Source organism: Actinoplanes sp. CA-051413, from assembly GCF_050955795.1.
Taxonomy (GTDB): Bacteria; Actinomycetota; Actinomycetes; order Mycobacteriales; family Micromonosporaceae; genus Actinoplanes.
On the sequence record NZ_CP192100.1, the window covers coordinates 8772973 to 8785337 of the forward strand.

Consider the following 12365-nt stretch of genomic DNA (forward strand, 5'->3'; position numbering starts at 1 on the left):
TCGTCATCAATCCGCTCTGCGCGCAAAGCTGTGAGCAGGAGCGATCACTTCCGGTCACCCATTGATCACGAAAGCGGTATCGTCTTTGATCTTGTAACCCGGTAGGCATGACGAATGCCGTCGCTCCCCGCACCTCGTACGGCGCCAGAGAACGGGCCGCGGCACGCGGCCCAGTCGGCGGCGCGCGCCCGCAGTGGCGGCGCGCTGACCGCGACGACCGGCGGCTTCCCGCACGTCCAGATCCTCGACGGCGAGACCGCCAACGGACGGCACCGGCGCCCCGAGTCACTGGCCGACGCCACGGTGCTGCGTCCCCCGACGACGACCCGGGTGGCCGGCGGTCGCCGTACCTCCCTCGACCTGGCCCCCCGCCGCAACCGGGACGACCGACGCAAGGCCAAGGCCACGCGGGCGCGGCGGACGACCGCCACCCGCGGCTCGTCCCGCGGCAAGCACGCGAAGGCCGCCGACCCGCTCGCCATCACCGTGCGCCCGCTGCCCGTCGTCCGCGACGCGGCCGAGGCGGTCCGCGGCTGGGCGCTCGCCGAGAGCGGCCGCCCGCCCGTCACCGGCAGCCACCGCGCGCCCGGCACCCTGCCGATCGAGTCCTGGCTGCTCATCGGCCGGCGCCGGCAGCAGGCCCTGCTCGCCGCCCTGGTGGCGGTCGGCCTGCTGCTGATCGTGCCGATCCAGCAGAGCGGCGACCCCGAGGTCAACCCGGTGAACGCCGCCGACCACGCCGTCGCCACCGCGACCAAGGCGCCGGCGAAGAAGAAGGACAAGGCCCCGCAGCAGAAGCCCGGCGAGCCCACCGCGGCCGCCGAGCCCGCCGCGACCACACCCGCCAAACCCGCCGCCAAGCCCTCCGGCCCCGCGACGCCGTCGGCGGCTGCCACCAGCCCGGCGCCCGCGATCCTCGTGCCCGAGGGCGCCGGCCCGGCCAAGTCGCTGCGCACGACCGGCTCGGCCACCGTCGCGCTCACCTTCGACGACGGCCCCGACCCGGTGCAGACCCCGAAGATCCTCGAACTACTGGCGAAATACCAGGTCAAGGCCACGTTCTGCCTGGTCGGCAGCCAGGTGCAGCGGCACCCGGAGATCGTCCGGCAGATCGCCGCGGCCGGTCACACGCTGTGCAACCACACCTGGGACCACAGCCTGACCATCGGCAAGAAGCGCCCGGGCAAGATCCAGGAGGATCTGCGCCGCACCAACGAGGCGATCCAGGCCGCGGTGCCGGGTGCGGAGATCCCGTTCTTCCGCGCCCCGGGCGGCAACTTCACCGACGCCCTGGTGCAGACGGCGTACACGGACGGCATGACCTCGCTCTACTGGGAGGTCGACCCCCGCGACTGGGAGCACACCGAGCAAGAGGACGACGCCGCCCACGTAGAAAAGATCGTCAAGGGCGTGCAGAAGGACACCCGGCCGGGCGCGATCGTGCTGTCGCACGACTTCAACCAGCCGGACACCATCCTGGCGTACGAGCAGCTGCTGCCCTGGCTGACCGAGAACTTCCAGCTCGGCATCCCGGACCAGCCGCCGGCCCCCACCGCGGCGGCTCCCGGCCCGGCGTCCTCACTCTGACGGCTGGCAGACCGGGCACCAGTAGAGGTTCCGTCCGGCCATCGGCCCCCGGGTGACCGCGGTGCCGCAGACCAGGCACGGCTGACCCGTACGGCGGTAGACATAAACCTCACCGCCGTGCCGGTCCACCCGCGGCGCCCGCCGCATCGCCTCCGGCGTGTGAGCGGTGTGGACGGTGTCGATCCGCCCCCGCACGACCCCCTCCTTCATCAGGGCCCGCAGGTCGTCCCAGAGCTCCGCCCAGCACTGCACGCTGACGTCCCGCCCCGGCGTGGTCGGCGCGAGCCCGGCCCGGAACAACACCTCGTTGGCGTAGATGAGCCCGCACCCGGCCACCACGGTCTGGTCGAGCAGGAGCGCGAACACCGGCTTGCCGCTGGCCACCACCCGGGCGTACGCCAGCCGCGGCTCGGCATCGTCGCGCAACGGATCCTGCCCGAGCCGGGCCCGCAGTGCCGCGACCTGCACCGGGTCGAGCACCTCGCAGGCGGTCGGACCCCGCAGCTCCAGCCAGTGGCGCGCACCGGACATGGCGAGTCGCACCTGCCCGACGGGCGCGGGGGCGGGCAACTCGCCATCGGCGAACTTGCCGTAGAGCCCGAGATGAATGTGCATCGTCGACTCGTCGTCGAAGTGGTGCAGCAGATGCTTGCCGTACGCCTCGGTGTCGACCAGCGTGCGCCCGTCCAGCAGCGCGGCCCCGGCGGCGAACCGCCCCTGCGGGCTGGCCACCCGAACGACCTGCCCGGCGAAGAGCGCCCGATGCCGCGCCGCAAGCCGATGAATCGTGTGTCCCTCTGGCACGGGAAGCAACGGTACTCAGACGCCCGGATCCCCGGCGACTCAGCCCGAGCCGGCGCAACCCTTACGCCTGCTCTCGATCCACGGCGTACCGGCGAGGGTCGCCGGCACCATTTTCCCGACTTGCTCGTCCGCCGTCTCCACGCTGACGACGGCAATGAGTTCCTGGGGCGGATCCACGGCGCAGTTCCACTCGACCACCACGTCGACGGGCAACGTCGTACCCGGCGCGACCTGACGTTCCTTCTCGGGGCTGCGTACGGTGACGCCCGGCTGGTCGACGCGGACGGCAAGGACGCCGACCATCTCCGGCCCGGCATTGACGACAGTGACCTGGGCTTCGATGCGTACCCGCCGCTGCTCGTCGTGCACCGTCATTGCACCGTCCTCGGCGAAGAGCAGCACTGAGACCGTGGACCAGTCGGCCTGATCCGCCTGTTCCACTGACGCCGCCAACGGCCGGTACCACCCGATGTAGGTCGCGACGCCGCCGAGCACCCCGCCGGCCAGAAACGACCCCACCACGACCAGGACCAGCGCCCGCGCGCTAGCGAGCCGGCGCCGCCTCCGGTCATGAGCCGGCTGGTCCAGATCGATCACTGCGGGCCCCTTCCCGGCGCAGTGGGACATGGGCGCTGACGCGTACGAGAATATGGCAGCTCCGTGCCGGTCATCCTTGCCGGTGACCCCCGGTCTTTCGCCCTGAGGAGAATTGCTGGGATCGGCGCCCTCTACCGGGGAAGGTGGTAGAGGTCGAATGCCGGGTGGGTGCGACAGACTCCCGGCTCGTGCGAGAGGGTGGGTCCATGAGAGTTGACGAGATCGCGATGCGGGCGGGTGGCGCATCCTTTGACGACCAGGTCTTCGAGCGGCTGCTCCGGGAGCGCATCATCTTCCTCGGCAGCGAGGTCAACGACGAGGTGACCAACCGGATCTGCGCGCAGCTGCTGGTGCTCGCCTCGGCCGACAGCGAGAAGGACATCGCCCTGTACATCAACTCGCCGGGTGGTTCCATCAGCGCGGGTATGGCCGTCTACGACACGATGCAGTACATCAAGAACGACGTGGCCACGATCGCCATGGGCATGGCGGCCTCGATGGGTCAGTTCCTGCTCTGCGCCGGCACCGCCGGCAAGCGGTACGCCCTGCCGCACGCCCGGGTGATGATGCACCAGCTGTCCGGCGGCATCGGCGGCACCGCGGCCGACATCGCCATCCAGGCCGAGAGCATGCTGCACATCAAGTCGGTCATGAACGAGCGGATCGCCTTCCACACCGGGCACACCCCGGAGGAGATCGGCCGCGACTCCGACCGGGACCGCTGGTTCACCGCCCAGGAGGCGAAGGACTACGGGATCGTCGACCACGTGATCTCCAAGGCGACCGACGTCAACGCGACGTCCGCCCTGGTCTGACGCGTTTCCGGCGGCGGGTGCCCGGCTCTGCCGGCGCCCGCCGCCGCCGTGTTTGTGTCGCGGTCCGGCCATCGGGGTATAGCGAGAGCATCCCCGAGGGTTGAAGGAGGTGCTGACGATGAGACTTCCGACGTTCTCGCGCCAGTCCGACACCACCGCCGAGACCGAAGCGCGTCCGGCCGGCGCGACCAGCGCCACGACTCCGGTGCGGCCGCGCACCGACGCCAGCGTGACACCGCCGCCCGCCGCGCCGCCCGTGGTCGAGCGCCGCCGGCCCGCCGACGAGGACACGCTGGTCAACCAGCAGGCCGTCGGTAACGAGCCGAAGACCCGCGACGACCTGAAGAGCCGCGACCTGCAGGCCCCCCGGCCGGTCGCCGCCCGCACCGACCGGGGCGACCGCTTCGACGGGGCTGACCGCTTCGACCGGGGCGATGAGAAGACCATCGAGCAGCCGCCGGTCGTCGCCGGGCCCAAGCCGCGGGCCAGCCTGCTCGCCACCATGGGTCTGATCGTCAGCGTCGTGGCCGCCCTGCTCGTGCTCTCCGGCCCGCTGCTCGGCTACGGCATCGGCCTGGCCGTGCTGGGCCTGATCCTGTCGCTGAGCGGCATCCACGCCACCGGCAAGCGGCACATCGCCGGCAAGACCGACGCCCTGATCGGCATGATCCTGTCGCTGGGCGCGATCGTGGTCGGCGTGCTGGCCCTCACCGGCTCGCTCTCCTGGCTCGGCACCGACATGCAGCCGGTCACCAGCGTCCGAGAGTGGCTTGACGCACAGTTTATCGACCGCTTCTGACGGGTACCAGACATTCACCGGCGGCGATGCGCCGCCGGTGCATCTCGGAACCGGGACGGTCACCAGCCGTCCCGCCCCGAAATCATCCGGCGGTGCGCCGGACAGCGCGGAAACACTGCGAACGGACGATCACCTCGGCCGCTTCGGGACGGGACCGCATCGTTGTGCGGGGGCGGCGGTTCGCCGCCCCCGACGCACGTGCAACGAATCTTCGCGCCGGCCCCCGATCACGCAACGATCCGCCGCCGCGCGCATGGTTGTTCCGGGGCGTACGCAGGCACTTCGCGCATAGCGTTGCCGTCATGACGCCCACCGCCACCCCGCGCCGCTATCTCATGTGCCGGCCGACCCACTTCGCGGTCACGTACCGGATCAATCCGTGGATGGACCCGACGGCGCCGTACGACAACGCTCTGGCCGTCAGCCAGTGGGAACACCTGCGGCAGACGTTCCTCGACCTCGGCCACACCGTCGAGCTGATCGAGCCCCTGCCCGGCCTGCCCGACATGGTCTTCGCCGCGAACGGCGCCACCGTGGTCGACGGCAAGGTGCTCGCCGTGCAGTTCCGCGACGCCGAGCGGGCCGACGAGGCCCCGGCGTACGCCGCCTGGTTCCAGAACAACGGCTTCGAGGTCTTCGACTCCAAGCACACCAACGAGGGCGAGGGTGACATCCTGCTCGCCGGCGAGGTGCTGCTGGCCGGCACCGGCTTCCGGACCTCGCACGCCGCGCACGCGCAGACCCAGGAGGTCTTCGGCCGCCCGGTGATCACGCTGCAGCTGGTCGACCCGGCCTACTACCACCTCGACACCGCGCTCTGCGTGCTGGACGAGCGCAACATCGCCTACCTGCCGTCGGCGTTCTCCCCCGGTTCGCAGGCCGTGCTGCGCCGGCTGTTCCCGGACGCGGTCATCGCCACCCCGGCCGACGCCGAGGTGCTCGGTCTCAACGCGGTCAGCGACGGCCGTACCGTGGTGTTGCCGGTGCAGGCCACCGCGCTCACCGCCGCACTGCGGGAGCGGGGCTACGCCACCGTGGGGGTCGACGTCTCCGAGCTGCGCAAGGCCGGCGGCGGCCCGAAGTGCTGCACCCTGGAGGTTCGTACCCGTGACTGATCTGGACCTGCGGACACCCGCCGCCCTGGCCGACGCCGAGCGCTGGACCGCCCACAACTACCACCCGCTGCCCGTGGTGATCGCCGACGCCGAGGGCGCCTGGGTCACCGACGTCGACGGCCGCCGCTACCTGGACTTCCTGGCCGGCTACTCGGCGCTGAACTTCGGCCACCGGCACCCCGGCCTGATCGCCGCCGCGCACGCCCAGCTCGACCGTCTCACGCTGACCAGCCGGGCGTTCGTGCACGACCAGTTCGCCGACTTCTGCCACGGGCTGGCCGAGCTCTGCGGCAAGGACCTGGTGCTGCCGATGAACACCGGCGCCGAGGCCGTGGAGACCGGCATCAAGGTCGCCCGCAAGTGGGGCTACCAGGTCAAGGGCGTGCCGGACGGGCAGGCCGAGATCATCGTCGCGGACGGCAACTTCCACGGGCGCACCACGACGATCATCAGCTTCTCCACCGATCCGGACGCGCGGGACGACTTCGGGCCGTACACCCCCGGTTTCAAGATCGTGCCGTACGGCGACCTGGCGGCGCTGGCCGACGCGATCACCCCGAACACGGTCGCCGTGCTGCTCGAGCCGATCCAGGGCGAGGCCGGGGTGCTGATCCCGGGCGAGGGCTACTTCGCCGGCGTCCGGTCGCTCTGCGACGACCACAACGTGCTCTTCATCGCCGACGAGATCCAGTCCGGCCTCGGCCGCACCGGTAAGACCTTCGCGATCGAGCACGAAGGGGTCGTGCCGGACATGTACCTGCTGGGCAAGGCGCTCGGCGGTGGCATCGTGCCGGTGTCGGCCGTCGCGGCGAACCGGGACGTGCTCGGCGTGCTCAAGCCGGGCGAGCACGGCTCGACGTTCGGCGGCAACCCGCTGGCCTGCGCGGTCGGCGCCGAGGTGGTCCGGCTGCTCGCCACCGGCGAGTTCCAGGAACGCTCCGAGCGGCTGGGCGCGCTGCTGCACGAACGGCTCGCGGCTCTGGTCGGCCACGGCGTGCTGGCGGTCCGCGGACGCGGGCTGTGGGCCGGGGTGGACATCGACCCGGCGCTGATGACCGGCCGGCAGGCCGTGGAGCGGCTCGCCGCGCGCGGCATCCTGGCCAAGGACACGCACGGTTCGACGATCCGGCTGGCCCCGCCCCTGGTGGTCACCGAGGAAGACCTGGAGCACGCGGTGGCGCAGCTGGCCGCGATCCTGGCCTGAGCGTGACGGGGGAGGCGGGAGTCCGCCTCCCCTCAGCGTTCGAACTTGCGGATCGCCATCGTCGGGGCCTCCGCCATGACCGACGACGGCTGCGTCACGCCACCGGTCGCCCACAGCTTGGCGCGGCCCACGTTCACGCCCGCGTACAGCTCCACCACGTCGTTGGCCGCCAGGATGCGGGTCTCGTCGCGGTTCAGGGTGATCCGGTCGTCGTCGTCCACTGAGCCGCCCGGGCGGATGCCCGTGCCGTTCGTGCTGACGTCCTGGGCGGTCAGCTCGCCGCCGTTCAGCGCCAGCCGCACGTGACCGCGGCTGATCCACTTCCGGGCGTCGTCGGTGAGCCACTGGCCCAGCATCACGCCGCCGCCCTCGGGCGCGCGTCCCACCACGACGGGCTTGTCGGTCGAGACCACGAAGCGCTGGCGCACCACGCCGTCGATACGCACCGACAGCACCTCGACCGCCGGGCGCGGGCCCGCGTCGCGCAGCCGGGTGCCGTGCCGCGGGCAGGTCGGGGCGCCGGACCGCAGCGACGGTGGCGGCTGGGCAACCGGGGCGGTCGTCTTGCGCATGTCGGCGAACGGGCTGTCCGGGTCGCCACCGGAGCCGTACGCGTTGCAGTTGGCCTCCGGGCAGCTCCACACCCGGGCCAGCAGCTTCGCGCCCATCGGGGAGGGCTCGGCGACCGCGGGAACCTCCCCGCGACCGATCCTCGCCACCAGCACCGGACCACCGGCACCCGGCACCGCGGCCAGCAGCCGGCCCGGCTCCTCGACCCACGGCCGGCGGTCACGGAACTGCTCGGCGCGGGTGCGGGTCAGCACGGGCAGGCCCAGCAGCTCGGCCACCTCGAGGACCCGGTCGTCGAGCTGCGGGACGACCTCGACCACGCCGTCGTCCGCCCAGCGGCGGACCACCATGCGCTCGTTGGAGGTCAGGTCCGCGTCGGAGAGCAGGCCCCGGGGCACCACCGCGTACACCGGGACGTTCTCCTCCGAGACGTGCCGGCCGAGCGCGTCGATGACCAGGCCGAGGCGCAGCATGCTGGCCGGGCGGCCGCCGTCGAGATCGGCGTAGCGCACGATCTCCGACAGGTCGACCACGGCGCGGGCCAGGGCCGGGTCGGTGGTGAGCCGGGCCTCGATCGCGTCGAGGACCTTGCTGACCTCGAATCTCACGGGGCCTCCCTGTACGTGCGCGTGCGGCTACCTCCGGCCATCATGCCGTCTGGTGCCCGCGGGCGGCCAATCAGGGCGCTCAGGAGGCGTCGGCGAGGATCCGGTCGATGCGGTTGGCCAGGGCGATGTCACGCGTGGTGACCCCACCGGCCGCATGCGTGACACAGCGGAAGGTCAGCGTGCGCCATCGAATGTCGATGTCCGGGTGGTGGTCCATCTCCTCGGCGACCTTCGCGACCCGGTCGACGACGGCGATCGCCGCCGGGAAGCTGCGCAGGCCCACGGTGCGTACGATCGCGTCCGTCCCGCCTTCCCAGCCGTCGAGGACGGCCACGGCACTGCGTACGGAATCGGCGTCGAGCAGGTCAGCCATGAGACAACCTTAATGCCCGCGCGCCCCCCGGCCATGACGCCTCGGATGAGGATGTCGCACCCGTTCGCTACCGTGAGCGCCGACTTGACGCCCGGAGCCCGGGAGACCGGGGCGGGCACAACGGGGAGGAAACCCATGAGGAATCGACGACCGGCGATCGCTGGTCTCGCCCTGGTCGCCGCTCTCGGGCTCACCGGCTGCGGTCCCGCCGACAGCGTGGCCCAGCCCGGCAGCAGCACCGCCGCGGCCGCCGAGCAGGCGAAGCCGGCAGCCGAGCTGGCCGCCGCGGCGCAGAAGCTGGGCGAGCAGAGCCTGCGTTTCGAGATGGAGATGGTCGGCGCGATCACCGCCTCCGGTGAGGCGGACCCGAAGGCCGGCAACGCCCGGATGACCATGGACATGGGCGCGCTGGGCGACGGCAACAAGATCGAGCTGCGCAAGGTCGGCACCGACGTCTTCATGAAGTTCGGCGGCGCGGTGGGCCAGATGCTCGGCGGCCAGAGCAGCAAGGAGTGGATGCACGTCGACGCGGCCAAGCTCCCCGCGGGCAGCAGCTTCAACGTGATGTCCCCGGACGACCCGGCCGGCACCAAGGCCATGGTCGCCGCGATGACCAAGGTCGAGCGGGCCGGGGCGAACGGCTACCAGGGTTCGCTCGACCTGGCCAAGTCGCCGACGTACAACAAGAAGGACGCCCTGAAGGCGCTCGGCGGCAACACGCTGGTGCCGTTCACGGCCAAGACCGACGACCAGGGCCGCCTGGTCGAGCTGACGCTGGACATGAGCGGGCTGGGCGCCTCGTCCGGCGCCGGGGCCATGCCGGGTGGCGGCAAGGTCAAGACGACGTACTCGGACTTCGGGACCAAGGTCTCGGTCGCGGCACCGCCGGCCGCCCAGGTCCAGGAGCTCCCCTCCCAGCTCGCCGGCATGCTCAACAACTGACGCGTCCCCGGGCCGGGCCGGTCACACCGGCCCGGCCCGGGGTCCGTTTGCGCTTCGGTCCCATCGGGCAAACCACCCCCCGACCGTTCGTCACCCCCGGACGCGCGGCAGGGCAAGGAAGGACCGACATGCGGACGCCACGACTCGCCGGACTCGGCCTCGCATCGATGGCCGCGGTCGCTTTCGCGATGACCGGCTGCACGGCTGACAGCGACGGCACCCCCGGCGCCAGCGCCCCGGTGACGGACGCTCCCAGCGCGTCCGCCGTCGCGGCCAGCCCCGATGCGACCGCAGCCGCCGCGCTGGCCACGGCCACCGCCACGCTGGGCACCTCCAGTTTCAAGGTCACCATGACCTCCGGTCCCGGCCTCAAGCTGACCGGCCTGATGGACGCCCCGAACGGCACCGGCACCGCCGACCTCACCGTCACCGGGCCCAACACCGAGGTCAAGGTGCAGACCCTGCTGGTCGGCCAGGACCTCTACGTGAAGGTCCCGGGTGTCACCAAGGGCACCACCTGGACCCACGTGGACGTGTCCCGGCTGCCCGAGGGCGCCAACGTGGGCCTGCGCCCGGGCCAGATCGACCCGGCCAACACCGCGCAGCTGCTCACCTCGACCACCGACGTGCAGCAGGTCGACGCCCGCAGCTACAAGGGCACGCTCGATCTGACCAAGGCCGCCGGCGTGGCGGGCGTGGACCAGACGCTGGTCAAGACCTGGGGTGCCCAGGCGCAGAAGGTGCCGTTCACCGCGGGCCTGGACGAGCAGGGCCGGCTGTCGGCGCTGACGATCCAGCTCCCGGCGGTCAACGGCCAGCAGGCCCAGCCGCTCGAGGTGCTCTACACCGACTACGGCATCAAGGTCGAGGCGCAGAAGCCGGCCGCCGGGGAGACCACCGAGGCGCCGGACAGCCTGTACACCAGCCTGGGTGGCTGACCCGCACCGATCGACGAGGAGGCCCGGACGCTGCCGCGTCCGGGCCTTCTGCAGCTCAGGGCTCAGGCGACGGGCCTACGCCGGGCGGACCAGTCGGTGCCCAGCGGGCGCGGCTGCGGGCGGTTCTCCTCGATCCAGGCGTCGATGCGCGCCCACCACTCGTAGAGCCAGGCCACCCGTTCCTCCTCGCCGGCCGGCACCTCCTCCGGCGGCACGCTCCAGAACCGCATCACCAGCTGCTTGTCCATCGGCAGCTCACGCCACACGTCCCGGATGGTGATCATCCGGTCCAGCCCGGTGTGCGCCACGAAGATGACCCCCGCGTCCGGTGCGGCGTCGATCGCGGTGAACAGCCCGCCCGGCTTGGGCGGCAGCACGTGACGCAGCCCCTCGGCCTTGACCGCCATGTCCTCCATGCCCTTGGCCCGCAGGAACGCGATCGCCTTGGTGCGCCGGCGCGGGGTGAAGTTGCCGCCCTCCGGGAAGATCACGAACGCGTCGTTGTGGTCCAGCCCGGTCGCCAGGTCGCTGATCTCCTGCTCCAGCGACGCCGTACGGGTGTGGCCGGGCGAGATGAACCTGTTCGGCAGGCGGTTGAGCAGGATGTCGACCGCCGGGTCCCACTGCAGGGTCGCCTTGAGCACGATCCGCGGCTCCCGGTCGAACCAGTTGACCAGGCCGTGGATGAGGACGAACGAGTCGCCCGGCCCGGCGTGCCGGCTCACCACGACCTCCGGGCGACCCGGCATCCCGGTGTCCGGGTCGGTGCCCACCACGTCGATGCTCAGGTGCAGCGACCAGCGGGCCAGCCAGAACAGCACGTCGAGGAACCAGCCGGTGAGCACGTAGTGGGCGCGCTGGAAGGTGGGGTTGCGGATCTTCCACCCGAAACCCGACGCCAGCCAGAGCGCGGCCAGGCACACCAGCGCGGCCGCGTCCCAGATCAGGTAGGCGATCGCCAGGAAAACCAGCCGCGGCACCCGCAGATGCCCGGGCACCAGCGGCGAGGCGGCCAGGGCCAGGATCAGCCACACCGGCAGCGTGGCCAGCAGCGCGACGGACAGCACGACCACGGCCGGGGCGATGACCAGCCGGCGGACCCAGACGGGTGGCAGCATCACGGACCCTCGGCGGAGGCGGGGGTCACGTTGGCGGCGAGGTAGCGGCGCGAGGCGGTGTAGGCGCGGCTGATCCGGCGACCCGCGGCCGCCATGTCGCGGTACGCCCACGGCGAGTCGTCGCGGCTGTCGCCACCGCCGGTCGGCAGGACATGCACCCGTACATCGTCGGGCAGCGATGCAACATCGCGGGCGAACCGGTGCCGCCGGGCGATCTCGAACGCCACCTGGGCCACCTCCCACGGCCGTTTCGGCACCACCAGCGGCCGCTCGATCCGCCCGACCTGCAACACGAAGATCCGCTTGGCGCCGACCCGCACGGCCTCCCCGATCGGGATCGAGTTGACGATGCCGCCGTCGACGAAGTGCTCCCCGTCGATCTCCATCGGCGGCAGCAGCCCGGGCACCGACGACGAGGCCAGCACGGCGTCGACCAGCGGACCACTGTCGAACCAGTGCTCGGCCGCGCGTTCGATGCTGGCCGCGCAGCACCGGAACGGCACCTTGAGGTCGGCGAACGTGGACTGCTCGCCCAGCTCACCGGTGAGCAGGCGGCGCAACGGCAGCGGCGAGTGCAGGTGCGTGCGGGCGGCGAAGCGGCGGAGCTGACGGGCGAGCGAGTCGCCGTACACCTCGGCGGCCTCGGGCGACGACCAGAGCCGGACCAGGCGTTCGGTGACCGCCTCGGAGGGGTCGGCGGCGACCAGCGCGCCGTTGACCGCGCCGATGGAGGTGCCGACCACGACGTCGGGCCGGTAGCCCGCCCGGAAGAGGGCGCGCAGCATGCCCACCTGCACGGCGCCGAGCACGCCACCGCCCCCGAGCACAAAAGCAACCGGGGTGTTCATCGGCCCAGGGTAGCGGGGGAGGTGATCAGATCGAAGGCAAGATCAAG

At 71.8% G+C, this 12365-nt stretch carries 13 protein-coding genes; 7 read left to right on the forward strand and 6 right to left on the reverse strand.

Features of this window, described 5'->3' with window-relative positions; all coding sequences use genetic code 11:
• Positions 1-114: 114 nt before the first annotated feature.
• Positions 115-1587 (forward strand): polysaccharide deacetylase family protein, encoded by a 1473-nt coding sequence (locus ACQP2Y_RS41390; RefSeq protein WP_433721791.1) that lies wholly within the window; start codon positions 115-117, stop codon positions 1585-1587.
• Here ACQP2Y_RS41390 and ACQP2Y_RS41395 read toward each other — a convergent pair.
• Together ACQP2Y_RS41395 and ACQP2Y_RS41400 are read right to left on the reverse strand one after the other, a co-directional pair.
• Positions 1579-2391 (reverse strand): Fpg/Nei family DNA glycosylase, encoded by an 813-nt coding sequence (locus ACQP2Y_RS41395; protein ID WP_433721792.1) that lies wholly within the window; start codon positions 2389-2391, stop codon positions 1579-1581. The two genes, ACQP2Y_RS41390 and ACQP2Y_RS41395, sit on opposite strands and share 9 nt — an antisense overlap.
• A gap of 39 nt (positions 2392-2430) precedes the next feature.
• Positions 2431-2988, reverse strand: a complete 558-nt coding sequence (locus ACQP2Y_RS41400; protein ID WP_433721793.1) for a hypothetical protein — start codon at positions 2986-2988, stop codon at positions 2431-2433.
• Positions 2989-3194: 206 nt separating this feature from the next.
• Between ACQP2Y_RS41400 and ACQP2Y_RS41405 the strand changes: the two genes are divergently transcribed.
• The 4 genes from ACQP2Y_RS41405 to rocD all read left to right on the forward strand — a co-directional run bounded on the left by ACQP2Y_RS41405 (position 3195) and on the right by rocD (position 6921).
• Positions 3195-3803, forward strand: a complete 609-nt coding sequence (locus tag ACQP2Y_RS41405) for an ATP-dependent Clp protease proteolytic subunit (RefSeq protein ID WP_433721794.1) — start codon at positions 3195-3197, stop codon at positions 3801-3803.
• Between the two features lie 118 nt (positions 3804-3921).
• A complete protein-coding gene (locus ACQP2Y_RS41410; protein WP_433721795.1) occupies positions 3922-4602 on the forward strand; it encodes a thrombospondin in 681 nt (226 codons plus the stop codon).
• Positions 4603-4904: 302 nt separating this feature from the next.
• Complete coding sequence (ddaH, locus tag ACQP2Y_RS41415) at positions 4905-5717, forward strand: dimethylargininase (protein ID WP_433721796.1); 813 nt, start codon at positions 4905-4907, stop codon at positions 5715-5717.
• A complete protein-coding gene (rocD, locus tag ACQP2Y_RS41420) occupies positions 5710-6921 on the forward strand; it encodes an ornithine--oxo-acid transaminase (protein ID WP_433721797.1) in 1212 nt (403 codons plus the stop codon). The genes ddaH and rocD overlap by 8 nt, the downstream gene beginning before the upstream one ends.
• Positions 6922-6953: 32 nt before the next feature.
• Here the strand turns inward: rocD and ACQP2Y_RS41425 are convergent, their stop codons facing one another.
• Together ACQP2Y_RS41425 and ACQP2Y_RS41430 are read right to left on the reverse strand one after the other, a co-directional pair.
• On the reverse strand, positions 6954-8099 hold the full coding sequence (locus tag ACQP2Y_RS41425; protein WP_433721798.1) for an FHA domain-containing protein: 1146 nt from the start codon (positions 8097-8099) through the stop codon (positions 6954-6956).
• Between the two features lie 79 nt (positions 8100-8178).
• Positions 8179-8472, reverse strand: a complete 294-nt coding sequence (locus ACQP2Y_RS41430) for a 4a-hydroxytetrahydrobiopterin dehydratase (protein WP_023562166.1) — start codon at positions 8470-8472, stop codon at positions 8179-8181.
• 135 nt (positions 8473-8607) lie between these two features.
• Here ACQP2Y_RS41430 and ACQP2Y_RS41435 point away from each other — a divergent pair, with 135 nt between their 5' ends.
• Both ACQP2Y_RS41435 and ACQP2Y_RS41440 read left to right on the forward strand, forming a co-directional pair.
• Positions 8608-9414, forward strand: a complete 807-nt coding sequence (locus ACQP2Y_RS41435; protein WP_433721799.1) for a hypothetical protein — start codon at positions 8608-8610, stop codon at positions 9412-9414.
• 128 nt (positions 9415-9542) lie between these two features.
• Positions 9543-10352 (forward strand): hypothetical protein, encoded by an 810-nt coding sequence (locus ACQP2Y_RS41440; RefSeq protein WP_433721800.1) that lies wholly within the window; start codon positions 9543-9545, stop codon positions 10350-10352.
• Between the two features lie 62 nt (positions 10353-10414).
• Here ACQP2Y_RS41440 and ACQP2Y_RS41445 read toward each other — a convergent pair whose 3' ends face one another.
• Positions 10415-11473, reverse strand: a complete 1059-nt coding sequence (locus tag ACQP2Y_RS41445; protein ID WP_433721801.1) for a 1-acyl-sn-glycerol-3-phosphate acyltransferase — start codon at positions 11471-11473, stop codon at positions 10415-10417.
• Positions 11470-12318, reverse strand: a complete 849-nt coding sequence (locus ACQP2Y_RS41450) for a patatin-like phospholipase family protein (protein WP_433721802.1) — start codon at positions 12316-12318, stop codon at positions 11470-11472. Before ACQP2Y_RS41450 ends, ACQP2Y_RS41445 begins: the two co-directional genes overlap by 4 nt.
• Between the last annotated feature and the right edge of the window lie 47 nt (positions 12319-12365).

Excerpts from the sequence above, each read along its gene's own strand:
- ACQP2Y_RS41390 (WP_433721791.1), top strand. The coding sequence starts at position 115 with ATGCCGTCGCTCCCCGCACCTCGTACGGCGCCAGAGAACGGGCCGCGG.
- ACQP2Y_RS41405 (WP_433721794.1), top strand. The coding sequence starts at position 3,195 with ATGAGAGTTGACGAGATCGCGATGCGGGCGGGTGGCGCATCCTTTGAC.
- ACQP2Y_RS41410 (WP_433721795.1), top strand. The coding sequence starts at position 3,922 with ATGAGACTTCCGACGTTCTCGCGCCAGTCCGACACCACCGCCGAGACC.
- ddaH (WP_433721796.1), top strand. The coding sequence starts at position 4,905 with ATGACGCCCACCGCCACCCCGCGCCGCTATCTCATGTGCCGGCCGACC.
- ACQP2Y_RS41430 (WP_023562166.1), bottom strand. The coding sequence starts at position 8,472 with ATGGCTGACCTGCTCGACGCCGATTCCGTACGCAGTGCCGTGGCCGTC.
- ACQP2Y_RS41435 (WP_433721799.1), top strand. The coding sequence starts at position 8,608 with ATGAGGAATCGACGACCGGCGATCGCTGGTCTCGCCCTGGTCGCCGCT.
- ACQP2Y_RS41440 (WP_433721800.1), top strand. The coding sequence starts at position 9,543 with ATGCGGACGCCACGACTCGCCGGACTCGGCCTCGCATCGATGGCCGCG.
- ACQP2Y_RS41450 (WP_433721802.1), bottom strand. The coding sequence starts at position 12,318 with ATGAACACCCCGGTTGCTTTTGTGCTCGGGGGCGGTGGCGTGCTCGGC.